The sequence below is a fragment of the Rhizobium sp. CB2179 genome, from assembly GCF_057653455.1.
In genome coordinates, this window is sequence record NZ_CM172781.1 from 805,476 (window position 1) to 827,517 (window position 22,042).

Here is a 22,042-nt window from a genome sequence, read left to right on the forward strand (position 1 = left end):
GTTGATGGCTGTTGACCGCTTATTGTGGGTCTACTGTAAAAAGTGCACCCACCATAATGAGACTTCGTGTCGACCTTTTCCGTAGTCGAAATAATCCACCGGCAGACCAGCCGCGAGCTTAGCATCCGACATTGCCTTTCGTTCCGCCATGCATGAGTTATCAAGCATTGAAGCGACTTTTTGCGGATCTTTGTTTGAAACAAGATACGATTTTGTGGTCCGCTCCAAGCACTTGCCCAATGCACTCCCGGCTGACCCGACGCGGCGTATCTCTGGGGTGTCATAGGGTGAAGTAGCACACGACGCTAGAGCCGTTACAACGCTCAGAATAATGATCGTATATCGCAATGCATTCCCCGCTAAAATTGAAGTCTTGTTGAGTCCAGCTTCGCCATCGCTACCACTGAAGCCCATGTTTCAACACCCGCAATCGAAGATCATCGGTCAAGACTCGTGCCATCATCCACCTCTCCAAAGTGGATCTTGAAGCAGCTTCGACCTGCGCCGTCATTCACAATCGGGGATTATGCTCTAGTGGCTATCAGTCCGCCTTCGGCTGCCCGGGAAGCTGGCCGTAAGCCGTCAGGATGGCCCTGATCAGGCCTGGGAAACGTTCGTCCAACTCGGTGCAGCGCGTTTGATTGCGCATCTCCACACCCTGGCGCTCGCTCATGATCAGCCCGGACTCGCGCAGCACCTTGAAATGGTTGGACAGCGATGACTTTGGAATGACGCGGTCGCCGAGATCGGCAAGCGCAGAACACGTCCCGCCACCGCCGGCGCCGGCAAGCTTTGCATAAATGGCAACGCGCTCCGGATCGGACAGCGCATAGAGGATCGCCTCGGGCTTGATGTCCTCCAGGGCTGGGTGAAAGAGCGGTCTCATGAATTTTATATAGCGTCCCTTGACATTGAGATCAACAGTTCCGAATTTCTGAACTATGGAACAAGTCTGCCAATCCGGCGGCTATCCAGATCTGAAGGAACGATAAATGGCTAAGCTTACAGGAAAAGTCGCTGTCGTAACGGGGGCCTCCAAGGGCATTGGCGCTGCGATTGCCAAGGCACTCGCGGCTGAAGGTGCAAAAGTGGTGGTCAACTACGCTTCGAGCAAGGCGGGAGCTGACGCCGTCGTTCAGGCGATCGGCGCGGCCGGTGGCAAAGCCATCGCGGTGCAGGGCGATGTTTCGAAGGCCGGTGAGGCACAGGGGCTGGTCGATGCTGCGGTCAAGGAGTTCGGCAAGCTCGACGTGCTGGTCAACAACTCAGGTGTCTATGAATTCGCGCCGATCGGTGAGGTGACCGAGGAACAGTATCGTCGCATGTTCGACGTGAATGTTCTCGGTGTTCTCCTGACCAGCCAGGCAGCGGTCAAGCATCTCGGCGAGGGCGGCAGCATCATCAACATCTCGTCGGTGGTCACCAGTCTGGCGCCGCCAGACTCCGCCGTCTATACCGGGACGAAGGGAGCCGTCGAGGGCATCAACAGCGTGCTTGCCAAGGAACTCGGCCCGCGCAAGATCCGCGTCAACGCCATCCTGCCAGGGATCGTCGAGACCGAGGGCACGCACTCGGCCGGCGTCATCGGCTCGGATTTCGAACAGACCCTGGTCGCCCAGACGCCGCTCGGCCGCATCGGCCAGCCGGATGATATCGCCGGTGTCGCCGTCTTCCTCGCTTCCGACGATGCCCGCTGGCTGAGCGGCGAACGATTGGCCGCCAGCGGCGGTTTTCGCTAAAGCGCGTCGCGTTCAGATTTGCTTGGCCCGCGCTTTGGGTCTTTGGTTTTGCGCATGTCGCGCAAAACCGCTGCACATTTTTACGCGGCATGCTTTAGTAGGGTGAGACGCACGCCCGCCGCAATGCGGGCTGGCAGCTCGGCGTCTTGGAGATTGGCCCGCCGCAGACGTCTAAGCCACCGTCGGGTGTTCAATCGCTTGACGCATCTCCTGGACATGCCGCGCCGGCGGCGCGCCAAATTGCCGAAGATACTCGCGGCTGAATTGCGAGGCGCTCTCGTATCCAACCGCGAACGCCGCATCCGACGCGCTATGGCCGCCCGCTAGCAACAGTTGGCGGGCTTCCTGCAATCTCAGCTGCTTTTGATACTGAAGAGGACTGAAGCCAGTGATCGCCAGGAAATGGCGATGCAAGCTTGCGCGGCTCATCCCGCTGGCATCGCAAAGGGCCTCGATGCGAAGCTGCGCGTCGGGGTGGTCCCTAATCCACGCGATGGCGCGCCGGACGCGGGCCAAGGCACCTTCAGGCCGTGCGATCTGACGCAGCAATCGCCCCTGTGGGCCCTGCAGCAACCGGTAGAGTAGCTCGCGCTCGATCATCGGGCTGAGAATGGGAATATCCGCCGGGTTATCGAGCAACGACAGCAACCGGAGCAATGTATCGCGAAGCGGAGCGATCATTGGATTGACCGCGACGCCCATGCCTTTCTGATCGCTCTCTCGTACGGAGGGCATGGTCGCAGCCAGCTCTGCCAACAGCCCCGGCTCCAGGACGAGTGAGACCGCGACATAGGGGCGACCCTTGCCGGCATCCAGAATTTGCCCAGTCAGCGGTAGGTCGAGAGCACTGATGAAATACTGCGCGCTGTCGTAACTCAGAAGGGTGTCGCCGATTGCAACGCGCTTAGACCCTTGCAGAATGAAGCAGATCATCGAGCGATAAAGGCAAGGCACCTTGCCCATGGTGTCTTGTCCTACGAACATGTCGAGGCGGGGGATCAGTGTGTCCGTCGAGCCCGTCGCGGCATGACGCAACACAATGTCCAGATGCGGCGCGAGATCGTCTGTCATTTCTCCAGTGTGCCACGGCTCCGCGAAAAAGCAAAGGTTTTGAGACAATCAGGCAAGAGGTTGAGCCGATCGGGCGTGTTCCCAACCCGGCGTTTGCCTATCTTGGATCCAACAAAAGCGCCTGCGGGCGCGACATCCGAGAAAGGCAGCCATGACCCACCCTATCGCACTTATCACCGGCGCAAGCCGCGGCCTTGGCCGCAACATGGCGCTTCACCTGGCCAAGCGGGGGGTCCATATCATCGGCACCTACCGTAATGGCATGACCGAGGCCAACGCCTTGCGTCAGGAAATAGAAGCGCTGGGCGGCAAGGCGTCGATGCTGGCGCTTGATGTAACCGACACGGCGAGCTTCCCGGCATTCGTTGGCGCCGTCACCGAGACGCTCAGGTCGGACTTCCACCGAGATCGTTTCGACTATCTCGTCAATAACGCTGGCAACGGCCTGTTTTCGAACTTTGTCGATGCGACCGAGGAGCAGTTTGCTTCCCTGGTTTCTACCCATCTCCAGGGGCCGATTTTCCTGACCCAGAAGCTTCTGCCGCTGATCGCGGACGGCGGGCGCATACTGAACGTCTCGTCCGGCTTCGTGCGCTTCACCTTACCGGGGTACAGCCTCTACGCAGCCATGAAGGCGGCGGTCGAGGTGCTTTCACGTTATCTGGCTGTGGAGTTGGGTGAACGCAGGATTCGCGTCAACGCCATCGCGCCGGGCGCCATCGCAACCGATTTTGGTGGCGGCGCAGTGCGCGACAATGAGGGCGTGAACGCATACGTGGCGCAGGGCATCGCGCTGGGCCGCGTCGGCCTGCCGGACGATGTGGGCGGCGCCGTCGCCGCGATCCTGTCCAACGACATGGCTTGGGCCAATGGCACCACGTTCGACATCTCGGGAGGACAATTGCTTTAGACCAGGCAAGTGCTCCCCAGATTGTCGGTTATCGAGAGGCCATCATGACAACCAGCAAGCTCACGCTCATCAGCCATCCGCTATGCCCGTTCGTTCAGCGTGCGGCGATCGTCCTTTTGGAGAAGGGCGTGTCGTTCGACAGGATCGACGTCGATCTCGCTGACAAACCGGACTGGTTCCTGGCGCTTTCTCCGACAGGCAAGGTGCCCTTGCTGAAGGTGGAGCGGGCGGATGACAGGGACGCAACTCTGTTCGAAAGCATGGTGATCTGCGAATATCTCGAAGAGACGCAGGGCGGCGCAAGGCTCTACTCTGAGGACGCGCTGTCGCGCGCTCAACAGCGCGCGTGGATCGAATATGGCACGGCGACCCTCGCCGAAGCCTGGCAATTCCTTAACGCCAAGGATCGTGCGACCGCAGACGCCAAGCGGGCAGCGTTCCGAAACCGGCTAGAGAGGCTCGAAGATGTGCGTGACCGGGGGCCCTACTTCTCTGGATCGACGTTCAGCATGGTCGATGCGGTGTTCGCGCCTCTGTTCCGGTATTTCGACCTCATCAACCCGACCGTGACGCAGATGATATTTCAGGGGCTCCCACGCGTATCCATATGGCGTGAGGCTTTGGCACTACGAGCGAGCGTCGTCGCGGCCGTGGGGCGGGACTACGGTCGCCGTTTCAAGCAATATCTGGCCGAGCAGCAAGCGATCCTGGCCGATTGATTCCCCCCAAGCCCGCTTTCGCTCTCTCGGTGTCTTGACCCGGCGGCGCTCCGAAGAGACGCTTGTACTCACGGCTGAACTGCGAGGCGCTTTCATAGCCGACCGCAAACCCCACCTCGGCTGCACTCACCTGGTTCGCGATCATGCGACGGCGGGCCTCGTGGAGCCGGATATATTTCTGATACTGAAGCGGGCTGACGGCGGCAACGGCTTTAAAGCGATCGTAAAACACGGATACGCTCATACCCGCGAGCGCAGCGACCGCCTTGAAATTGAGGCGCTCGGTGTAATGGTCGCGGATCCAGGCCATGGCCTTTCGGATGTGCATCAGGCGCGAGTCAGATCCGGCAATCTGACGGAGCAGGCCGCCGTGCGGTCCCATCAGCAGCCGAAACATGAGCTCGTGTTCCAGGGACTGAGCCATGACCGGGATTTCGGTTGGGCGATCGAGTAGTTCCAGTAGTCTACCCCAAGCGCCCAGAAGCGACGCGCTCGCGGTGCTTACCCCGTATCCCGATTGAATCGGCAACTCTGGTATCGCTGCCATTTCAAGTACGAGATCCGACAGCAGGGCGGGGTCCAAAAACAGACCGACTGCGAGAAACGGTTGATCCTCTGACGCCTCACAGATCTGACCCAATGCAGCGATCTCAGCCGCGACAATCATGCTTTGGCCAGGACCGTACTCAAACATCTTGTCGCCGATAAACATGCGCTGAGTTCCCTGGATCACCAGGGACGCCGCAGGATCGTAGATCAGCGGGTCGATCTCGGTTGTATGGTCGAGGGTGTAAGCGAACAGTCTCGGCAGTTGAGGACTCTGACGGCCAGCGTGGCGCATCGCCATGGCGCGGATTTTGTCGAGTTCGCTCATCATGGCATCTTAATTCGATTGCCCAGAATTATCAAACTTTCCGGAAAATCAGGCAATGATAGCGGAAGATCTGGCATCGTGACGTCGCGGTTCAAAGCCTATCTTCAGGCTCAACACCGAGGCCATGAGGCTTCTAAATCACCTATGAGGAACTGCCATGCCCAACCCAATCGAAACTGTATCGGCTTTTTGCGCCACGTTCGTTGAAGACGGCGGAAGGCCAGCCGTCCGTCGCTGGTTCACACCCAACACGCGCTGGGTCAACGAAGGCGTTTCAGTCACGAACGGCGTCGAAGAGGCTATCGCCATGATCGACGGACTGGAGACGTCGATGGGCATCTCGACGGTCCATATCGACATGCTCGCGATTGCCGCCGACGGATCTCGCGTTCTCACCGAAAGGCTCGACCGGTTCGAGCGTGCCGACGGCAGTGAAATCGGACGCGTGATGATCATGGGCATTTTCGAGATCGAAGGTGACAAGATTGTCGAGTGGCGGGACTATTTCGACGTTACAGCCGTCCAGAAGTTCTCTGCCGGCTGAGACGCCGGCTTGCGAACAATGGGGCTGGACGCGGAGATTATTGTCTCCGTGATCAGCACAAAGCGCCCAATTAAACTCTCGACGACAGGCCGTAATCCTGCCCGCGGAGATGGCTCATTGTTCCAAAGATCGACGAAACCCCCGCTACGCTGGTCGTCTCCGCTGATGTCAAATCTTCTGCATTGAGACATGGAGGCTGTTCAATGTGGCATGCGCTCATAGCCCGGGTCGTTGTTATGTTTTCCACGGTTGCCTGGTCGCCGATGATGTCCGGATGCGTCGCTGTCCTTGCTCCAAACTCACCCCACGCTCCGTCCTCCTCGGGCTTGACCCGAGGATCCACACTCTCGCCTCCACCGGCGGCGAAGCGCATCGCGATCTTTCAGATTCGCTTGTCGCGCTTTAGGTCTTTGTTTTTACGCAATGTCGTTATCGCAAAACCGCTGCACACTTTTGCGCGGCATGCTTTAGTAGGGCGAGACGCACGCCCGTCGCGGACCGTAATAGGGCTGGAACGTGTTGTCGTAAGCCCTGTAAGACCGGTAGCGCGAGTAGCACCAGCTCGTATGTCCGTTGCCGCCACTATAGACTTGGCGGTACGAGCGCGGCGCGTAGTAGCGCGGACGGTAAATGGTCGAGCCGTAGTAGCGCGGCGGACCGTAATAGGGCGATCCGTAGTAGCCCCGGTCGTAGTAGCCCTGATCGTAGTAGCCCCGACCGTAATAGCTTCGGCCATAATACGGCTGCGCCAGCATTCCGCCGATGATTGCGCCGGTCGCGAGCCCGCCGAGACCCCAAGCCCAATTGTCGTTGCGGTAGCCACCCCCGCGGTAGCCTCGATAGCCGCCTCGGTATCCACCGCGGTAGCCGCCGCGATAATTTCTGTACTGGACCGGCTGCGCCTCCGCGGCTTCTATCTTCGGCACGGCAACGGTGGGAAACGCCATGGCCGGCGGGACGCTCGTCAGCGCCGTCACCAGCGACAGGATAACGATTGCTAACCTTTTCATTGGCTCATCTTTCCTTCGTAAGCGCTGCGCGACGCATGCGGCGCGCAAGGACGTTTCAGCCCCTAAATGCACTGGTTAATTTTACCCTAAAATCGACTTTGAATCGAGGAATTATGCAGGAAGGCTTTTCTTCGACGGCGGGGTCGCGGCGAAAGCACGCTCCCACCCTCCGTCATCTCATATGAGCCGGTGCGCGTTCCACGAAACATGCGACGCGGGGCTCATCCATGACGCCGGCAAAGCGCGGTCATCACCTGCCGATATAGGCGGCTAATTCGTCAGCCGTACCATCGGGGAAGGCCTGTTTGAGAAAAGGTGCGCGCGACTGAATTTCGCTCAGCTTTATCATGCTAGTGTCACTGACCAGCTAGCCCGAATGGTTTGGGATGAATTTATTGCTTCGGACAATCTACGCGCTGATATTCGTTCTCACCGCTGCGGCGAGCGCCCACGCATGCGCAGCACCTCGAGGATTTTTGTCGGATTTGTTCGACGCTGACGTCATTGTCCGGGGGACTTTCCGGGACTACGAAGTTTTAAAGCCTGGTGAGGCGAGAGTGACCCTCGAAGTACTGGAGGCCCTGAAGGGGAGCGTTCAACAAGGCCCATTGTCATTCAGTTGGACACGAAGCGGGCTTGCGGACCAGTGGACGGGGCTGAACGACGTGATTGTTGCTCTCAAGCGATCGGATCCGGATAATGGCGAAGGCTATGAAGTCATGCGTGGCTGCCGGGTGCAGGGAATCTACCGGACGGACGGGTACAGAGAAAGCGTGATTGAGATCATAGCTAGGAGCGCTCGTTGATCCGCTGCTGCCCAACTCTACTGCGGTGCTGACCAATGCGCCTGTTCCTTATGCGCTGGCCGATTTGCGCCACGCCGGACGTTTCGGTCTACGTTTGGTATGTGTCCAGAGTTGGAGATAGTTCTTCGCAATCCTCACGAAATCGACCGCGCGACAGAAACAACTTCAGAGCCTCCTGCGCCACCGGCTTGATCCGTTCAGCGCACCCCGACTGAATGTATTCTGCCTCGCTTTGGAAGTGCCGGGTTTCCATGCTGATATCCTCCAGCATCCGCCCCAGCGCATCGACGGTCCGCTCTTCATCGGTCGTGATCGCGCTATTTGGCCTCACAAACAATTGCCCGTCACGCCAATAGTCGTAAAAACCTTCGAAGAACTCATTGTAATTCACTTCAATGAGACCTTCGTTTCCCTGAGCGAGAACTTCGATGGCGTCGATGAACCGATTTCGCTACCGTTGTTCAACGATGCGATCTGAAACTTCTTCATCCAAAACCGGCACTCCCTTTGCCCATCCCTCTGCACAGAGACTAGTGGCTTTTACGGCAGCTGCAACGCCCGCTCATGGCGCACCGTTGCCATAGATACCAACGCCGCTGGCCTTTGACATGAATTGGGATCTTTGCAGGAATAAGTTCTCTTATTTGCCACCTACTGCTGAAGCTCGGCATCATGCGCAGCTTTCAATGCGTCGCATCCTCCAAGCTCTTTCGTCGTGGCCAACGCCCACTCCTGCACCTGCGGTTCGGAGATCGCCAGACCGGGGTCTCCATTCTGAGCGAGAAGCTTCAGGCTCGCCCCCTCAAGCTTTGCAATCGCCGCCTCGACATCGGAATAGATCTCTGTTCCAGGACCACAACCTTGTTTCTCGACGTATTGTAAAAATCGCGGGCCCATCGGCTTCGGCTCCGCCTCGCAATATCTCTCCGCAAGCACATGCATGGTCAGCGCGTAGTCAATTCCTACGAAACGCGACTCGAACGGTTCGTTAGGCTTGAAACTGGTTCTGCAAAAATTTGGCGGTTGTGCATTGGCGGCAGCGAGCGGCACGGACACTAATATTGCGCCAAAGAGATAACGAAACACACTGCTCTCCTTCGGATGTCGATCTCGTCGGTTATGGGCCAGACTCTCTACGCCCGAAAGCGGGTTCAGTCATCACCTGCCAATATAGGCGGCCAGTTCGTCAGCCGTCCCATTGGGAAAGGCCTGTTTGAGAAAGTCCAGGAACGCCGATACGCGCGCGCTGAGCAGCCGCCGTGAGGGGTAGAGCGTCCAGAGGGCGATCTCGGGGGCGTCCATATCCCCCCAATTGACCAATGTGCCGTCCGCCAGGTCATGGCTCACCAGCGAAATGGGAAGACGTCCTGCACCGACGCCGGCGCGCACCGCATCGCGGACCATGATCAGCGTCGCCAAGCTCAGCACAGTCTCGATCCTGATCGCCGACCGGCCGCCTGGTGTCTTCACCTGCCATGTTTGGGCTTCGCCGGCGCCGCGCGCAACGCCGGGAGCGGCACGTCCGCCGGTCGGGCGGGGAAGATCGGGGCTTGCCACCACCACCAGCCGGTCGCGCAGAAACACCCGTCCGACCAGGCTTTCGTCGGGATCCGGATTGACCCGGATGACCAGATCATAGCCTTCCTCGATCATATCGACAGACCGATCCTCACTCGTTACCTCGAGCCTGACCTCCGGATATTGGAGGGTAAAGCCGGCGGCGATCCTGCCCATAGCGGTCTGGGAAAAATGCAAAGGTGCGCTGATCCGCAATCTGCCCTTAGGTTTTTGACCGCCTGAGGCAATCGCTGACGCCGTCTCGTCCAGCTCGGCAAGCAGTGCCCCCGTCCGCTCGAACAGCGCCCGTCCTTCTTCGGTGAGCTTCAGGTTCCGCGCACCCCGTTCAAACAGCCGTAGATCAAGTCCGCTTTCCAGCTCGGCGACACGGCGCGACAGGGTTGCCTTCGGCCGGCCGGTGGCCCTTGCCGCTTTGCCGAAGCCACCATGGCGGGCAACGAGATTGAAATCGGCAAGCGCAAGAAGATCCATGAGTGTTCCACCAGCGAGACGGTGTGTCCAAAAACGCCATCTATCGGACTACCAGTGAACCACACATATTCGACGTGTCAAGCAATCCAACACGGAGAAAGACCATGACCATTCTCGTTACCGGCGCCACAGGCAATGTTGGCCGCCAAGTCGTCGAACACCTCGTCAAGCGCGGCGCCGATGTCCGTGCCCTTGTCCGCGACCCGTCGAAAGCCGAATTCCCGGCTGGCGTCAGCGTCGTGCAGGGCGACTTCCTCGAAGTCGACTCCCTGCGCAACGCCATGTCAGGCGTGTCGACCCTGTTCCTGCTCAACGCCGTGGTGCCGGACGAATTCACCCAGGCTTTGATCGCGCTGAATGTTGCCCGGTCGGCCGGCATCGAGCGGATCGTCTATCTCTCGGTGATCCACGCCGACATCTACGTGAACGTGCCGCATTTCGCCGGCAAGTTCGGCGTAGAGCGGATGATCGAAGAGATGGGTTTCAAGGCGACCATCCTGCGCCCGGCCTACTTCATCCAGAACGATCTGACGGTCAAAGACGTCATCACCGGCTACGGCGCCTACCCGATGCCGATCGGGCCCAAGGGTCTCGCCATGATCGACGTGCGCGATATCGCCGAGATCGCCGCCCTAGAGCTGCTGCGCCGCGAACAGTCTGCAGAGCCGCTGGCGCTCGAGCGGATCAACCTCGTCGGTCCGGAGACACTGACCGGAGCCGATATCGCCGCTATCTGGTCCGACGTACTTGCCCGTCCGATCCATTATGGCGGCGACAATACCGAGGGCTTCGAGCAGAATCTCAGGCAGTTCATGCCTGCCTGGATGGCCTACGACATGCGCCTGATGGGCGAACGCTTCCTGACCGACGGGATGCTGCCTGAGGCGGGTGATGTCGAGCGCCTGACAAAGCTGCTCGGCCGCCCGCTGCGCTCCTATCGCGCCTTCGCCTCGGAAACCGTTGCCTCCGCCTGAGGCAGCAACAGCGATCTCAAAAGGACGATCACCATGATCTATTCGACCGCCACAGTTCCGGTGAACCCGGAAGGCGAAACCCCGTTGACGCGTGCCGAGGTCTGGCAAGGTCTCGAATGCAAGGCACGCGATGCCCGGCTCTTTCTTCCGGCCGGTCTCTGCACCCGTTGCGATGTCGTAGAGGAAAGCCCGACCCACCTCGTGCGCGAGGCGACGATTGCCGGGCAGGATCTGCGCGAGATCATCACCCTGGAACAGCAAAGCAAGGTCACCTTCTTTCAGGCGACGGGGCCACGCGAGGGAGCGATCGTCAACGAGCTTTTCGAGGATGAGGAAGGTCAGTTGCAGCTGCGCTTCTACTGCTATCTCGGCCGGCGCGGCAAACAGCCGAACGGCCCGGAAGAGCAGGCCGAGCAGGCTCAATTCGACGGCGAAACGGGCTACAAGGCCGCCCTGCTATCGACACTGAAGCGGACCCGCGAACTGCTGGCAGAGGGAAAGCTCTGAGTATCGCCGCAACAAAAATAACAGAGCGGCTGGTCATGGGTTTATCCCCGACCAGCCGCCGTGTGTCAGGCGACCTTTGCCGCCGTCAGGGCAGCGAGCAGAATGCCGGCAGTCTCCACCGATGAACCGGGGTTCTGCCCGGTGATGAGCAGGCCGTCCTTCACGGCATAGGACGACCAGTCGTCGCCGCTGGAATAGATGCCGCCATTCTCCTTCAACATGTCCTCGACCAGGAACGGCACCACCTGGGTGAGACCGACGCCGTCTTCTTCGGAGTTCTTGAAGCCGGTGACTTGTCTGCCCTGAACCAGCGGCGTGCCGTCGAAAGCTTTGACGTGGCGCAGCACACCCGGTGCGTGGCAGACAAAGGCGACGGGCTTGCCGGACTGATAGAGCAATTGGATGAGGGCGATCGAATTCTTGTCTTCCGCCAGATCCCACAGCGGGCCATGGCCGCCCGGATAAAACACGGCGTCGTAATCGTCAGGGGAGACCGAAGCGAGCTTTACGGTCGAGGCGAGTACCGCCTGCGCATCCGGGTCGGCATGGAAGCGGCGGGTCTGGTCGGTCTGGAAGCCGGGTTCGTCGCTCTTCGGGTCGAGAGGCGGCTGTCCGCCCTTCGGCGATGCGACGGTGATGTCGGCGCCGGCATCGAGGAAGGCATAATAGGGGGCGGCAAATTCCTCGAGCCAGAAGCCGGTCTTCCGGCCGGTGTCGCCCAGTTCGTCGTGCGAGGTGAGAACCATGAGGATTTTCATCTGGAGATCCTTTCGAGACAGATGTGATCAGTTGCTTTCGATGAGGGGATCATGCCTCGGCGGTTCTCATTCCGGAAATTTATTTCTTTGATTTCAGTTATGCGTTCGGCAATATATCTGGATGAAGTATGACCTCAACCTCCTGCCTGTCTTCGTGGCGCTCATGGAAGAGCGCAATGTCACGCGCGCAGCCGAACAACTGGGCATGACGCAGCCTGCCGTCTCCAACGCCTTGAACCGCCTTCGCGAGACGCTGCGCGATCCGCTCTTCATCCGCGAGCGCTACGGCATGAAGCCGACTGAGATGGCAGAGGCACTTGCTCCAGTGGTACGCGGGGCATTGGCGAGCCTCGATGACGTTATTCTCGGTCAGCAGGCGTTCGATCCGGCGCGAGCGACACGGCAGTTCACCATCGCCCCGAACAGCTACGTCGAGTTTGTGCTGATGCCGGTGATCGTGGCGCGGCTGCGTGAATGCGCTCCCGGGATCAGGCTTCGCCTGACGCCCTTCGGCAATGATCTGGCCGAGACCGGCGCGATATCAGGGGCAACCGAAATGGTGCTCGGCAGGATCGTCGAGCCGCCTGATAACATGGTCGTGCAGCATCTCATGGATGATGGACTGGCCTGTGTCGTGCGCAAAGATCATCCCGAGATCGCCGAAAGCATCTCCGAGGAACAGTATCAGCGGATGCGGCATGTGAACGTGCTTCCGCCCGGCCGGATGCGCGTCGGCCTGTTCCAGATGCTGCAGCAGGCAGGCCTCAGGCGCGACGTCTCGGTCTCCGTCACCCATTTCCTGGCGGTCCCGGAAATGGTGGCCGTCACCGATTACTGCGCCACGCTGCCCCGACTGATCTGCCATCGCCTTGCCCGCGACCCGCGTCTCAAAATCCTGCCCGCACCGGTCGATCTCGGCAGCTTCCCGGTCGAGCTGGCATGGCATGTCCGCTACCGAAACGACCCCGCTCATCGGTGGTTGAGGTCATTGATATCAGAGGTGGCAAAGGAAATCTCCGACGCTGCGGTGGCAGAAGCGATGGCTGGAAATTGAAAACGCGTGTTCGAGGGGCCTTCACCGGCGGATTGCGGGGCTAACATCGGTGTTGATGGCACCCGATCATGTCGGGATAAGTCGCTGTTCCTGCTGCAGACGCCACCCCGCGCTCCGTCCTCCTCTGGCCTCCTCCCTTCCGGGAAGTGGATGACGCGAGCGTCTGCCGGTGATCAGCCAGCCCGAAGCGGACACCGCGTCCCTCGCAACCTTCAGGTTGCACACCTGCCCGATCGATTGCATTGTTCTGTTCCAGGATGAGGAGAATTCTATGCCGAAGGCCGTTGGAATCGGCGGTGTGTTTTTTAGGGCGGCGAACCCCGCCGGCCTGGCTGAATGGTATCAAAAGCATCTCGGTATTGACGACCTGCACAAGTCGGTGTGGCATCAAGAGGCCGGGATGACGATATTTGGTCCGTTCTCGAAGGATACCGACTATTTCGGCCGTGCGGAACAACAATGGATGGTCAATTTCCGCGTGGACGATCTCGATGGGCTGATCGCCAGCCTGACGGCAAGTGGGATCGCGGTGGAAACCCGGGACGAGTGGAACTCGGAGGTAGGCCGCTTTGCCCGGATTCACGATCCCGAAGGCAACCCAGTCGAGCTGTGGGAGCCGGCGCAGGATTGATGGCACATGGGTCGCTCTCGACCACGCTGTCCAGTAGGCGCTGCTGAAGGCTATCTCATTTCGTCGGCTGCGATCGTACGGTCAGTTTATTTCCGTCAGGATCGCGAAGATAGGCGACGAATGACCCGTTCGGACGTTCCCGTGGCGGGCTCTCGATCGCTGTGCCACCATGCGCAGTACCGGCGGCATGCCACGCTAGAACATGGTCGGGGCTCGCGGCGGCGATACCGATAGTCCCACCGTTGGCTACGGTCGCCGGCTTGCCATCAATCGGTTTCGTGATCATCAGCCGACCACCCTCGTGGACATAGATCAGCCTGCCTCTTGCATCCATCTCGCCGGGCTTGCCTCCCAATGCAGCGAACGTGGCGTCGTAGAAGTTTCTGGCCCGCTCCAAGTGGTTGCTTCCAATCATCACGTGGGTGAACATGCTTCATCTCCAGTAAGGTAGCCAATAGATCAGTGGCCGATCTCGATAAATTCACGTGCCTTTGCCAACGCCTTTCACCCTGGCAAAAAGGTCTTTCGCTCGTGCCCTCTTAGGCTGGGAAAGGGTTTCGCCACGCATCCAGTTCTTCAAGCCGTCCGTACCACGCTTGGATATGCCGAAACTCGGCGAGTGGAATCTCAGCAGAAGTCGCATAAGGAAGTGCAGCGGCCAATGCGAAATCTGCCACAGTCAGTGTTTCCCCAACCGCGACGCTGTTCTTGGCCAAATGATCGTCGAGCACGCGGGCATGGAGCCGAAAACTGGTCTTCGCATCTTCGATCACGGCGACGTCAGGCTCCCCGCCGAACAACGGCTTGATCAAGGTTTCAAACCACAGCGTTGCCCCGTGCCGGGTGAAGTGACTGGCATCCCAACTCAACCAGCGCAGCACGTCGATCTGCCGGTGGTCATGCGGCCAAAAATCCGATTCGATGCTGTCAGACAGCCTGCACATGATGGCGTTCGCTTCCCATAAAGTTCCGGCATCATCCTGCAGTACCGGGACTTTCCCGTTCGGGTTAAGCGCCAGGAATTCTGCGGTGCGCTGTTCTCCGCTTGCCAGGTCAACCCTGACAAACTCGACGTCGGCTTTGAGAAAACGAGCGGCGGCGCAGGCCTTCCGGGGATTGAGCGTCTCGCAGTAATAGAGCTTCATCGCCGCCTTAGGCATGATCCGGCCCTTCGGGTCTAGTCCCGAGAAAGAAGCTCAACCGCTCGAGACTTTGCGACCAGCCGTCTTCGTGACCCTTTAGTGACGATGCGCTATCAAATCCACTCTGCCGAAACGTCATTTCCGTGCCTCCGTCGCTGTCCCTGAACGTGATGGTGACGACCGTTTCCGGGCTGTTTTCGCCGCTTGCGAGCTCCCAGGCATGTGTGAAGACAAGCCTGTGCGGCGGCTCGACCTCCAGATATTTTCCGCCGACCCAATGCTCTTCTCCATCTGGCGCGATCAGACAGGCGCGGTGTCTGCCGCCTGGCCAGGCTTCAAGCCGATCGCCCACCGCCTTGAAACCGTGAGGACCGCACCATTGCACCAACGCTTTCGGGTCGGTCCATGCCCTGAAAACCAGATCGCATGGAGCATCAAACCTTCGGACAAGAACCAAGTCGCGGGTGTTGTCGGTGTCGGTCTCTGGATTAGTCATTGTCGTATCCTTGTACCTTGGACAGATAGTCATCGAGACGATCAAAGCTTTGATCCCAGAAGCGTCTGTAATCGGCGACCCAATCAGCAACCGTCTTCAACGCGGCCGGCTCGAGGACGCGGGGACGCGAATTCGCTTCACGGCCGGAGCGGATCAATCCGGCCTGTTCCAGGACCTTGAGATGCTTGGATATGGCAGGCTGAGACAACTCGAAGGGATCAGCGAGTTCAGCCACCGTCGCCTTGCCGTTCGCAAGCCGCCCAAGAATTGCGCGCCTCGTGGGATCGGCGAGTGCGGAGAAAATCGCATCGAGCTTGTCGCCCATATATCACCATCTAGCTATATAGCCATATGGATATATTTTGTTCAGCGAAATGTCAACGGTTTTGCATGGGCGAAATCATGGGGCAAAAATCGGTGTTGATGGCTCCCGATCATGTCGGGAGACGTCGCTGTTCCTGCTGCAGACGTCATCCCGCGCTCCGTCCTCCTCGGGCTTGACCCGAGGATCCACTCTGGCCTCCGCGATCAGCCGCGGGCATGGATCCCAGGCTCAGGGCCGGAGGGTGGGGGCGGGTTGCCCACGCCTGTCGGTGAAGGCGGCCGATCGTGCTCAAGATGAGATCGCGGCAACAGCAATCAAGGTGACAAAGACGCTGAGCGGCGCAAGATGTGCATGGTCGCGGTGGCGTAGAACCGTAAAAACCGCAGCCGCGATGATGACCGCCCCAAGCGCCACGCCGACAATGCGACTGGCAGGAAGCGCAATCAGCACGGCGCTCGATATTTCCAGTCCACCGGTGACGATGCCCCACCAGCGCGGATAGCCCCAGCGGGCGAAATCATCTTGCGTCCCGGACGTACCGATGGCGTTGACGAGGCCGGCGCCAGCGAATGCGACAACCAGGAACCAGATTGCAAGAAGGTGAACCATCTCAGTCAGCCCCGATCATCATCGGGATGGCAACCAGGACCATGATCATTGCCGTCAGGCCATGAATGGCGAAGGCGCTTTTGGTGGAGCCTTTCGCGGCGAGAATGAGCAGCATGTCACCTGCGGGGATCATCGCTTCGATCAAAAGCACGATGCCGACCTCGCGCTCAACGCCCCACACCATGAACGCCAGCACGAGCAATCCGGCGACGATATCGCGCACCCCTTTGAGGCGAAGCCACCAGGCGACGTTTGGGCCATCTTCAGGCAGCGGCAGGCCGAAGCCGCGCATCGTCGTCGTCGGGCTGGCAATATAGCTGGTGCCGATCGCGATAATCGCGAGGGCAAGCAGCAACCCTGTGCCATTTAACAACCACTGCATTATGCACTCCTTCTGTCGATGCTATATAAAATAGCGTTGCTAGATAAATGCGCTAGCATTGCTAGTTTGTCAAGCGTGGATATAATCTTCGCTATTGATCTGCCGGCCGTGGAGATTTTGGAAATGGGTACCGTAGAGCGAAAAACTCGGGAAAGGGCCGAGCGCGAAGATCGCATTGTCGCGGCGGCCCGTGCCGTCGCAGAAAGCGAAGGATGGGATGCGGTGACGATCCGCCGCCTAGCCAAGGAAATCGAATACAGCCAGCCGGTCCTCTATTCGCATTTCGCCAACAGGGACGCCATCGTTGCCGCAGTCGCCGTCGAGGGCTTCAAGGAGCTTGCAACCGTTCTCCAGGCCGCGGCAGGCGAGGCGAAGGGACGACGACAGTCCCTCATGGACGTCGCCATGGCCTATTTTGCCTTCGCCCTCAGTCGCCCGGCACTCTACGAGGCGATGTTTATCCTGCCGACCCAGTTGCAGTTCGCCGAGGCTGAAACGAGACCGGAACTTCGGGCCGGTTTCGACGCCATCGCTGCTGCCGTGTCTCCCTTCTGTGCCGATGCGGAGATCGTGACCGAGACCTTCTGGGCAGCCCTTCATGGACTTGCCGAGCTCGAACGTGCAGGCCGCATCAGGCCCGGCATGCGTGACAGACGCATCGCGCTTGTTGTCCAGGCGATCATCGATGCAGGGGTTCATCAAACCGGGTCGTCAGATCAGGTCTGAAGGCTTGGCCGGTGGCCGCCGCACTGCGAGAACTGGCTGGCGCCTATTTCTCCTCCTTCATTCCTGTGCTTGTCACAGGAATCCAGCCACGGCGCGTCCGTGCCGTGAATGACTCTCATCCAAACAAGAAAGTCTATCGCGCCCAAGGACTTGGGCGCACTGGATTCCTGTGACAGGCACAGGAATGACGGAGGGTGGGGCGTCGACTTCCACGCCGAGATATCTGCGCCGATCGCCTGGGGCCGATCTCGGCCGCTTGCATGACGCCGATCTGCGTGCTAAACACTGAACTATATGGTTCAGTATTCGACAGATCGCCTTGACGCCTCTTTTGCCGCGCTCTCAGACGCCACGCGACGCGGCGTTCTGGAGCAGCTCGGCAGTGCTGATGCTTCGATCACGGAGCTTGCTGGGACGTTCCACATGACCCTCACGGGCATGAAGAAGCACATCGGCGTGTTGGAGCAGGCGGGGCTGGTGACGACGGAGAAGGTCGGGCGTGTGCGGACCTGCAGGCTCGGCTCACGCGGGCTCGAGGAAGAGGCGGCCTGGATCGAAGCGCGCCGCCAGATCTGGAACGCACGCTTCGACGCGCTTGATGACGTCATTGAGGCCCTGAAACGGAAGGAGAAAGTCGATGGGGGACAGAGCGAGTAACGGCCGTACGGCGGTCGAACGGAGGTCGGAGCTTGAACTCGTGGTAACGCGCACCTTCAACGGCCCGGTTCGCCTCGTATTCGACGCGTGGACCAAGCCCGAATTGTTCAAGCTGTGGTGGGCGCCGAAGTCGATGGGCGTGCCCCTGCTTTCCTGCGAGATGGATGTTCGCACCGGGGGCAGCTATCGCATCACGTTCGGACACGACGCCGCCGACGCCATGGCCTTCTTCGGCAAGTATCTCGACGTGTCGCCGCCATCGCGCCTCGTCTGGACCAATGACGAAGGCGGGGAGGACGGCGCCGTCACCACGGTGACCTTCGAGGAAGAGGACGGCAGGACGCTGCTGGTACTGCGGGAACTCTATCCCTCGAAGGAAGCGCTCGACCAGTCTTTCGTCGGCATGGAAGACGTGTTGCCGGAGCAGTTCGAGCAGTTGGATGAACTTCTCGTCACGCTCAGCGCGAGCATGTGACAGCTCGACTCATTCGGCCATGCCGCAAACAGGGACGAACCAGGGAATTGGCGCAGCGTGGCTGCTTCCTGAAGTCCGCTGCCAACCCATGTTCCGCCGGCGATGGCGCAATTCACGGGTGGATGCGGCCTGTCGATCTTAGACCGCTCGAACCTCGGCAAGCCGTTTGACTGCGTATTCATCCTGCCAGCAGACGGCGGCTTCCCATGCGGCCGAGGCTTGCGCGGCGATGTCATGGGCGCCGTCGTCGAGGCCGGCAGCGTTGTCGGGCAGCACCAGGTCAAGGTCGGGGACGTCGACATGTGACTCATCCCAGTCGATCAACGCGACCCGATCTGCGGTCATGCGGATGTTGCCAGGGCTGTTGGGGTTGCCGTGGACAACACATGTCTGACGTCCGACTAGCCGCGCCCACGCGGCTCGACATCGAATAACCCCCTCAGGCGGCATCGCGGCAAGGTTGATCCTCGTTCCGGTCTCAGTATGCAGGAGGTCGCTCGACGATCGCCAGCCCGGGCGCTGTGGCCAGCCCTGCGTCAGCCGATGCAGCTCGCGGAGCGTGTCGGCGACGCGACGCCAGTCGGACCCCGTCTCGGGCGGTCCGCCCTCCATGTATTTCATCACCACCAGCCCGTCCACGAACAGCCGGCCGTCAGTCGTCGGGATCGGTACCGGAACGGTCATACCTTCACGGTCGAGGTGTTGGAGCAGCTCGGCTTCCCATTTAAGATCAGCGTCGCTCCTGGTGCCGAGACGAGCAACCGCGATCTGCCCGTGGACCCGAACGCTCCACACGTCGTTGGCAACGCCACCCGTGAGCCGTTCGATGAGAACCGCGTCTTCGCCCCATTGCCCGAGTGCTTCCCATCCCATTGGCGATACCCTTGGCGGCCATGATCAAATTGACGGAAGAAATAGAGAAAGTTTACGACGCCACAAAGGCCGCTAGCGGCGCGAAGCTGCCGTTGGTCGCAACCCGAACGCTCATTCATTCCTGCGTCCTCAGGCTTTCCCCGACAAGTTCCCATAAATCGACCTTCTCGGCCCGCCCCTTGAGCTGCACCAGGCCCAGCGGGCGAAGGGCGAAGCGATCGGCGACCGCCTCGTATATGGCGGCGCTCACCAGGATCGAGGTGTTGAATTCCTTGTTCAATCCTTCCAGCCGTGAGGCAACATTGATCGTATCGCCCATGGCCGTGTACTGCTGCCTCGAAATCGCGCCGAAGCTGCCGACGACCGCCGGGCCGGTGTGCAATCCAAATCGGGTGATGAGCGCGGGACGGCCATTCCGGCGGTTGGCTTCATTCAACTCGTCGACCGCCGCTTTCATGGCAAGCGCACATCGACAGCCGTTTTCGGCATGTCTGGCATCTGGAACAGGGGCGTTCCACATGACGAAAATGGAATCGCCGAGATATTGCACGACAGTCCCGCCATTGCGCTCGGCAATGGTGTTCAACAGTTCGAAATAGGCCGACAGCGTATCGACGACGTCCTCGGGCGAATGCTGCTCGGAGATGGTGGTGAAGTCGCGGATGTCGGTGAACAGCACCGTCACATCCTGCCGCTGCGCCTTGACGACGGCTCGTCCCTCGGGATTGACGATCCGCCTGACGACTTCACGCGGAACATAGAGGGCAAACTGGCTGATGGCGTGGCGGCTTGCCGCCAGCGCGCTTGCCAGCGTGTTGATCTCCGATATCCAGGAGTGGGAGACGCCTTTTTCGCCGACGTCGAGATCGCCGATCCTGCGCGCCTCGTCGGCGAGGCGATAGAGGGAGCGGCTGACCATGCGCGAGAGCATCACCGAGGCAGCGACGCCCGCGATCACGAAGGCGGCCGCAATCAGGAGATTGTGCAGGAGCAGCCGATTGGCTTCAGCCACCAGATCTTCCAGGGGCACGACGATTGCGGCAACGCTTCCCTTGAACAGACCGGACACGCCGACGGGGGCGATCTGCAGGATCTGGCGTTCGCCATCGAGATCGATCCGCACCACGCCGCCATTTGCAAAGGCCGGATCCCGCCTGAGCCTCGCCACCGTTTCGAGGCTCGTGTCGTAACTGTCTGTCGTCGTGTCGACGGCAACGGCGCCATCGGCATTTTTCGACCATATGCCGAGAAGCCTGTTCATGATTGCCGGGTCGGAATGGGCAATCAGATCATCGGCATCATCGATGATATAAGCGCGCGCCCGCGGCGAAATTTCCTGCGCATCCAGCAGCCGGCTGACAGTCATCAGGTGGATGTTGATGCCGACGACAACCTGATCGTCGTCTTTCATCGGTGCTGCGATCGTCAGCGTTGGAAGCTGCAGCGTTCCCGCAACATAGGGTCCGACGGATACTTCCTCGCCATGCTCGATGACGGATTGGTACCAGGGGCGTTGCCGCGGATCGAACGATGCATAGTCGACGTCACGCTCGGCGATCGGCCTTGCCTGGAGGTCTAGGAAGCGAAACGTCGATATGACGTCGGGGCCCTGTCTGCGTGCAATCGTGCGGATCGCAAAAGCCGTGCCATCGGGTGCTGCAAGGATCCGGCGGACATCCTGCCTTTGCGTGTTGATGACCTGCAGATACGAGCCGTCAGGATAGCCGGTGTAGACGCTCGTCGCGTTGGGGACGTTTCTGAGAACCTCCAGAAAGAATTGCTGTTTGGCCGTGATATCCTGAGGCGGCGGGGAGGCGAGCAGCGGCAGGGTCGATGCCAGTGCCACCGCCTCGGTGCCGCCCTGCAGCGTATTGCGGTACCCCTCGATCAGCCGCAGGCTCATCTCGCGCATCTGCTGCACGCCCGCACTGACCGCAGCATCGCTTCCTTGCCTGAACGCCAGCCAGATGATCGGCGTCGACGTGCAAAGCAGCGATGCGACGACCAGGACGCCGAGATGCAGTCTTAGGGGTTTGGACCAGTGCACGAGATTTCCCCCGAAATGCGGACACGTCTCAGCGCACGAGGCATAGTCAACGATGGCAGCTAACCGCTTTTTGAAAACTTACACAAGGCGGTGAGTGCGGTCACACCGCCGCTGCGCGTTTCGGTAGAACAAAGTCGCCGACCGTATGAACTGTCGCCGATCATGCCCGCATGCGTCCTGTCCTTGCTCCAGCCGCCACTCCGCGCTCCGTCTTCCTCGGGCTTGACCCGAGGATCCACACCGGCCTCCATTAGCAACGGGCATGGATCCCAGGCTCAAGGCCTGGGATGACGGAGGGTAGGTTCAATGGCAGAGAACCAGCGACGCGAGACTGAGGCCCTATCAATTGATGCGGCCTACCGCCGGTGAAGCGCCTTCAGCTTCTCATAATGCTCCTCGACCCGGCGGCATGCCTCTCGCGAGGTTTGCTCCGAGCCGCTGCGAGGCATGATCTCCTTTCGCACCCATGGAAGGTGGGTAGCGTTCCACTTCCACAGGCCGGGTTTCAGGTCAGCCGCGTTCTCAAGCTCGACGCGGCCGAAAGACTGGTCGCCGTCGAAGCCGCTAAAATCCTGATGTCCTTCTCCAGGCCAGGTCTCGCGCCATGTGTAGATCGGTTGGTATTGATCTTTCATGTTGTGGCCCATCCGCTTTGCGCGCCATC

At 59.9% G+C, this 22,042-nt stretch carries 28 protein-coding genes; 11 read left to right on the forward strand and 17 right to left on the reverse strand.

Going from position 1 to position 22,042, the window contains the following annotated elements; genetic code table 11:
• Positions 1-541: 541 nt before the first annotated feature.
• On the reverse strand, positions 542-886 hold the full coding sequence (locus AC244Q_RS03950) for an ArsR/SmtB family transcription factor (protein ID WP_012756466.1): 345 nt from the start codon (positions 884-886) through the stop codon (positions 542-544).
• Between the two features lie 106 nt (positions 887-992).
• Between AC244Q_RS03950 and AC244Q_RS03955 the strand changes: the two genes are divergently transcribed.
• A complete protein-coding gene (locus AC244Q_RS03955) occupies positions 993-1,739 on the forward strand; it encodes a glucose 1-dehydrogenase (protein ID WP_128405840.1) in 747 nt (248 codons plus the stop codon).
• Positions 1,740-1,910: 171 nt separating this feature from the next.
• Here AC244Q_RS03955 and AC244Q_RS03960 read toward each other — a convergent pair whose 3' ends face one another.
• A complete protein-coding gene (locus AC244Q_RS03960; protein WP_012756468.1) occupies positions 1,911-2,810 on the reverse strand; it encodes an AraC family transcriptional regulator in 900 nt (299 codons plus the stop codon).
• 151 nt (positions 2,811-2,961) lie between these two features.
• Here AC244Q_RS03960 and AC244Q_RS03965 point away from each other — a divergent pair, with 151 nt between their 5' ends.
• Both AC244Q_RS03965 and AC244Q_RS03970 read left to right on the forward strand, forming a co-directional pair.
• Positions 2,962-3,720 carry an SDR family NAD(P)-dependent oxidoreductase gene (locus AC244Q_RS03965; RefSeq protein ID WP_012756469.1) on the forward strand — a complete coding sequence of 253 codons (759 nt, stop codon included), beginning with the start codon at positions 2,962-2,964 and terminating at the stop codon, positions 3,718-3,720.
• A 44-nt stretch (positions 3,721-3,764) separates the two neighbouring features.
• Entirely contained in the window at positions 3,765-4,439 is a 675-nt protein-coding gene (locus AC244Q_RS03970; RefSeq protein ID WP_128405841.1) for a glutathione S-transferase family protein, read from the forward strand.
• Here AC244Q_RS03970 and AC244Q_RS03975 read toward each other — a convergent pair.
• Complete coding sequence (locus AC244Q_RS03975; RefSeq protein WP_128405842.1) at positions 4,396-5,313, reverse strand: AraC family transcriptional regulator; 918 nt, start codon at positions 5,311-5,313, stop codon at positions 4,396-4,398. The genes AC244Q_RS03970 and AC244Q_RS03975 overlap by 44 nt on opposite strands.
• Positions 5,314-5,470: 157 nt before the next feature.
• On the opposite strand from AC244Q_RS03975, the gene AC244Q_RS03980 reads away from it, so the two are divergent.
• Positions 5,471-5,857, forward strand: coding sequence for a limonene-1,2-epoxide hydrolase (locus tag AC244Q_RS03980; RefSeq protein WP_128405843.1), 387 nt, complete (start codon positions 5,471-5,473; stop codon positions 5,855-5,857).
• 467 nt (positions 5,858-6,324) lie between these two features.
• On the opposite strand, the gene AC244Q_RS03985 is transcribed toward AC244Q_RS03980, so the two are convergent.
• The 4 genes from AC244Q_RS03985 to AC244Q_RS04000 form a co-directional block, all read right to left on the reverse strand.
• Complete coding sequence (locus AC244Q_RS03985) at positions 6,325-6,867, reverse strand: BA14K family protein (protein ID WP_012756473.1); 543 nt, start codon at positions 6,865-6,867, stop codon at positions 6,325-6,327.
• Between the two features lie 894 nt (positions 6,868-7,761).
• A complete protein-coding gene (locus AC244Q_RS03990) occupies positions 7,762-8,064 on the reverse strand; it encodes a hypothetical protein (RefSeq protein WP_245460416.1) in 303 nt (100 codons plus the stop codon).
• 260 nt (positions 8,065-8,324) lie between these two features.
• Positions 8,325-8,759, reverse strand: coding sequence for a hypothetical protein (locus AC244Q_RS03995; RefSeq protein WP_128405844.1), 435 nt, complete (start codon positions 8,757-8,759; stop codon positions 8,325-8,327).
• A gap of 72 nt (positions 8,760-8,831) precedes the next feature.
• Complete coding sequence (locus AC244Q_RS04000) at positions 8,832-9,722, reverse strand: LysR family transcriptional regulator (RefSeq protein WP_012756477.1); 891 nt, start codon at positions 9,720-9,722, stop codon at positions 8,832-8,834.
• A gap of 104 nt (positions 9,723-9,826) precedes the next feature.
• Between AC244Q_RS04000 and AC244Q_RS04005 the strand changes: the two genes are divergently transcribed.
• Positions 9,827-10,696, forward strand: a complete 870-nt coding sequence (locus tag AC244Q_RS04005) for an SDR family oxidoreductase (protein WP_128405845.1) — start codon at positions 9,827-9,829, stop codon at positions 10,694-10,696.
• A 33-nt stretch (positions 10,697-10,729) separates the two neighbouring features.
• Positions 10,730-11,203 carry an AtaL-like protein gene (locus AC244Q_RS04010; protein WP_128405846.1) on the forward strand — a complete coding sequence of 158 codons (474 nt, stop codon included), beginning with the start codon at positions 10,730-10,732 and terminating at the stop codon, positions 11,201-11,203.
• A 65-nt stretch (positions 11,204-11,268) separates the two neighbouring features.
• Here AC244Q_RS04010 and AC244Q_RS04015 read toward each other — a convergent pair whose 3' ends face one another.
• Positions 11,269-11,961, reverse strand: a complete 693-nt coding sequence (locus AC244Q_RS04015; RefSeq protein WP_128405847.1) for a type 1 glutamine amidotransferase domain-containing protein — start codon at positions 11,959-11,961, stop codon at positions 11,269-11,271.
• A gap of 121 nt (positions 11,962-12,082) precedes the next feature.
• On the opposite strand from AC244Q_RS04015, the gene AC244Q_RS04020 reads away from it, so the two are divergent.
• Positions 12,083-13,015 (forward strand): LysR family transcriptional regulator, encoded by a 933-nt coding sequence (locus tag AC244Q_RS04020; protein ID WP_128405848.1) that lies wholly within the window; start codon positions 12,083-12,085, stop codon positions 13,013-13,015.
• Between the two features lie 271 nt (positions 13,016-13,286).
• Entirely contained in the window at positions 13,287-13,646 is a 360-nt protein-coding gene (locus AC244Q_RS04025) for a VOC family protein (protein ID WP_003546229.1), read from the forward strand.
• A gap of 55 nt (positions 13,647-13,701) precedes the next feature.
• On the opposite strand, the gene AC244Q_RS04030 is transcribed toward AC244Q_RS04025, so the two are convergent.
• The 6 genes from AC244Q_RS04030 to AC244Q_RS04055 all read right to left on the reverse strand — a co-directional run bounded on the left by AC244Q_RS04030 (position 13,702) and on the right by AC244Q_RS04055 (position 16,600).
• Positions 13,702-14,076 (reverse strand): VOC family protein, encoded by a 375-nt coding sequence (locus tag AC244Q_RS04030; RefSeq protein WP_128405849.1) that lies wholly within the window; start codon positions 14,074-14,076, stop codon positions 13,702-13,704.
• 109 nt (positions 14,077-14,185) lie between these two features.
• Positions 14,186-14,806 carry a glutathione S-transferase family protein gene (locus tag AC244Q_RS04035; protein WP_206641038.1) on the reverse strand — a complete coding sequence of 207 codons (621 nt, stop codon included), beginning with the start codon at positions 14,804-14,806 and terminating at the stop codon, positions 14,186-14,188.
• Complete coding sequence (locus tag AC244Q_RS04040; protein ID WP_012756484.1) at positions 14,799-15,284, reverse strand: SRPBCC family protein; 486 nt, start codon at positions 15,282-15,284, stop codon at positions 14,799-14,801. Before AC244Q_RS04040 ends, AC244Q_RS04035 begins: the two co-directional genes overlap by 8 nt.
• Positions 15,277-15,609: an ArsR/SmtB family transcription factor gene (locus AC244Q_RS04045; protein WP_128405850.1), complete on the reverse strand. Its 333-nt coding sequence runs from the start codon at positions 15,607-15,609 to the stop codon at positions 15,277-15,279. Before AC244Q_RS04045 ends, AC244Q_RS04040 begins: the two co-directional genes overlap by 8 nt.
• Before the next feature lie 288 nt (positions 15,610-15,897).
• On the reverse strand, positions 15,898-16,218 hold the full coding sequence (locus tag AC244Q_RS04050) for a DoxX family protein (RefSeq protein ID WP_113546259.1): 321 nt from the start codon (positions 16,216-16,218) through the stop codon (positions 15,898-15,900).
• 1 nt (position 16,219) lies between these two features.
• Entirely contained in the window at positions 16,220-16,600 is a 381-nt protein-coding gene (locus AC244Q_RS04055) for a DUF4267 domain-containing protein (protein ID WP_128405851.1), read from the reverse strand.
• Positions 16,601-16,723: 123 nt separating this feature from the next.
• On the opposite strand from AC244Q_RS04055, the gene AC244Q_RS04060 reads away from it, so the two are divergent.
• From AC244Q_RS04060 to AC244Q_RS04070, 3 genes are all read left to right on the forward strand, one after another.
• Positions 16,724-17,326 (forward strand): TetR/AcrR family transcriptional regulator, encoded by a 603-nt coding sequence (locus tag AC244Q_RS04060; protein WP_128405852.1) that lies wholly within the window; start codon positions 16,724-16,726, stop codon positions 17,324-17,326.
• 294 nt (positions 17,327-17,620) lie between these two features.
• Positions 17,621-17,983: an ArsR/SmtB family transcription factor gene (locus AC244Q_RS04065; protein WP_128405853.1), complete on the forward strand. Its 363-nt coding sequence runs from the start codon at positions 17,621-17,623 to the stop codon at positions 17,981-17,983.
• Positions 17,964-18,458, forward strand: coding sequence for an SRPBCC family protein (locus AC244Q_RS04070; RefSeq protein WP_128405854.1), 495 nt, complete (start codon positions 17,964-17,966; stop codon positions 18,456-18,458). The genes AC244Q_RS04065 and AC244Q_RS04070 overlap by 20 nt, the downstream gene beginning before the upstream one ends.
• A gap of 138 nt (positions 18,459-18,596) precedes the next feature.
• On the opposite strand, the gene AC244Q_RS04075 is transcribed toward AC244Q_RS04070, so the two are convergent.
• The 3 genes from AC244Q_RS04075 to AC244Q_RS04085 all read right to left on the reverse strand — a co-directional run bounded on the left by AC244Q_RS04075 (position 18,597) and on the right by AC244Q_RS04085 (position 22,013).
• The gene (locus AC244Q_RS04075; protein ID WP_128405855.1) at positions 18,597-19,331 is read right to left on the reverse strand and encodes a phosphotransferase enzyme family protein; all 735 of its coding nucleotides are present in this window, start codon (positions 19,329-19,331) and stop codon (positions 18,597-18,599) included.
• A 115-nt stretch (positions 19,332-19,446) separates the two neighbouring features.
• Entirely contained in the window at positions 19,447-21,378 is a 1,932-nt protein-coding gene (locus AC244Q_RS04080) for an adenylate/guanylate cyclase domain-containing protein (RefSeq protein ID WP_128405856.1), read from the reverse strand.
• A gap of 356 nt (positions 21,379-21,734) precedes the next feature.
• On the reverse strand, positions 21,735-22,013 hold the full coding sequence (locus tag AC244Q_RS04085; RefSeq protein ID WP_026157280.1) for a hypothetical protein: 279 nt from the start codon (positions 22,011-22,013) through the stop codon (positions 21,735-21,737).
• Positions 22,014-22,042 lie beyond the last annotated feature (29 nt).

Excerpts from the sequence above, each read along its gene's own strand:
- AC244Q_RS03975 (WP_128405842.1), bottom strand. The coding sequence starts at position 5,313 with ATGAGCGAACTCGACAAAATCCGCGCCATGGCGATGCGCCACGCTGGC.
- AC244Q_RS04085 (WP_026157280.1), bottom strand. The coding sequence starts at position 22,013 with ATGAAAGATCAATACCAACCGATCTACACATGGCGCGAGACCTGGCCT.
- AC244Q_RS03985 (WP_012756473.1), bottom strand. The coding sequence starts at position 6,867 with ATGAAAAGGTTAGCAATCGTTATCCTGTCGCTGGTGACGGCGCTGACG.
- AC244Q_RS04045 (WP_128405850.1), bottom strand. The coding sequence starts at position 15,609 with ATGGGCGACAAGCTCGATGCGATTTTCTCCGCACTCGCCGATCCCACG.
- AC244Q_RS03955 (WP_128405840.1), top strand. The coding sequence starts at position 993 with ATGGCTAAGCTTACAGGAAAAGTCGCTGTCGTAACGGGGGCCTCCAAG.
- AC244Q_RS04005 (WP_128405845.1), top strand. The coding sequence starts at position 9,827 with ATGACCATTCTCGTTACCGGCGCCACAGGCAATGTTGGCCGCCAAGTC.
- AC244Q_RS04060 (WP_128405852.1), top strand. The coding sequence starts at position 16,724 with ATGGGTACCGTAGAGCGAAAAACTCGGGAAAGGGCCGAGCGCGAAGAT.
- AC244Q_RS03960 (WP_012756468.1), bottom strand. The coding sequence starts at position 2,810 with ATGACAGACGATCTCGCGCCGCATCTGGACATTGTGTTGCGTCATGCC.
- AC244Q_RS04065 (WP_128405853.1), top strand. The coding sequence starts at position 17,621 with ATGGTTCAGTATTCGACAGATCGCCTTGACGCCTCTTTTGCCGCGCTC.
- AC244Q_RS04000 (WP_012756477.1), bottom strand. The coding sequence starts at position 9,722 with ATGGATCTTCTTGCGCTTGCCGATTTCAATCTCGTTGCCCGCCATGGT.
- AC244Q_RS03950 (WP_012756466.1), bottom strand. The coding sequence starts at position 886 with ATGAGACCGCTCTTTCACCCAGCCCTGGAGGACATCAAGCCCGAGGCG.
- AC244Q_RS04025 (WP_003546229.1), top strand. The coding sequence starts at position 13,287 with ATGCCGAAGGCCGTTGGAATCGGCGGTGTGTTTTTTAGGGCGGCGAAC.
- AC244Q_RS03970 (WP_128405841.1), top strand. The coding sequence starts at position 3,765 with ATGACAACCAGCAAGCTCACGCTCATCAGCCATCCGCTATGCCCGTTC.
- AC244Q_RS03980 (WP_128405843.1), top strand. The coding sequence starts at position 5,471 with ATGCCCAACCCAATCGAAACTGTATCGGCTTTTTGCGCCACGTTCGTT.
- AC244Q_RS03965 (WP_012756469.1), top strand. The coding sequence starts at position 2,962 with ATGACCCACCCTATCGCACTTATCACCGGCGCAAGCCGCGGCCTTGGC.
- AC244Q_RS04070 (WP_128405854.1), top strand. The coding sequence starts at position 17,964 with ATGGGGGACAGAGCGAGTAACGGCCGTACGGCGGTCGAACGGAGGTCG.
- AC244Q_RS04010 (WP_128405846.1), top strand. The coding sequence starts at position 10,730 with ATGATCTATTCGACCGCCACAGTTCCGGTGAACCCGGAAGGCGAAACC.
- AC244Q_RS04020 (WP_128405848.1), top strand. The coding sequence starts at position 12,083 with ATGAAGTATGACCTCAACCTCCTGCCTGTCTTCGTGGCGCTCATGGAA.
- AC244Q_RS04035 (WP_206641038.1), bottom strand. The coding sequence starts at position 14,806 with ATGCCTAAGGCGGCGATGAAGCTCTATTACTGCGAGACGCTCAATCCC.
- AC244Q_RS04050 (WP_113546259.1), bottom strand. The coding sequence starts at position 16,218 with ATGGTTCACCTTCTTGCAATCTGGTTCCTGGTTGTCGCATTCGCTGGC.
- AC244Q_RS04055 (WP_128405851.1), bottom strand. The coding sequence starts at position 16,600 with ATGCAGTGGTTGTTAAATGGCACAGGGTTGCTGCTTGCCCTCGCGATT.
- AC244Q_RS04040 (WP_012756484.1), bottom strand. The coding sequence starts at position 15,284 with ATGACTAATCCAGAGACCGACACCGACAACACCCGCGACTTGGTTCTT.
- AC244Q_RS04075 (WP_128405855.1), bottom strand. The coding sequence starts at position 19,331 with ATGGGATGGGAAGCACTCGGGCAATGGGGCGAAGACGCGGTTCTCATC.
- AC244Q_RS04015 (WP_128405847.1), bottom strand. The coding sequence starts at position 11,961 with ATGAAAATCCTCATGGTTCTCACCTCGCACGACGAACTGGGCGACACC.
- AC244Q_RS04030 (WP_128405849.1), bottom strand. The coding sequence starts at position 14,076 with ATGTTCACCCACGTGATGATTGGAAGCAACCACTTGGAGCGGGCCAGA.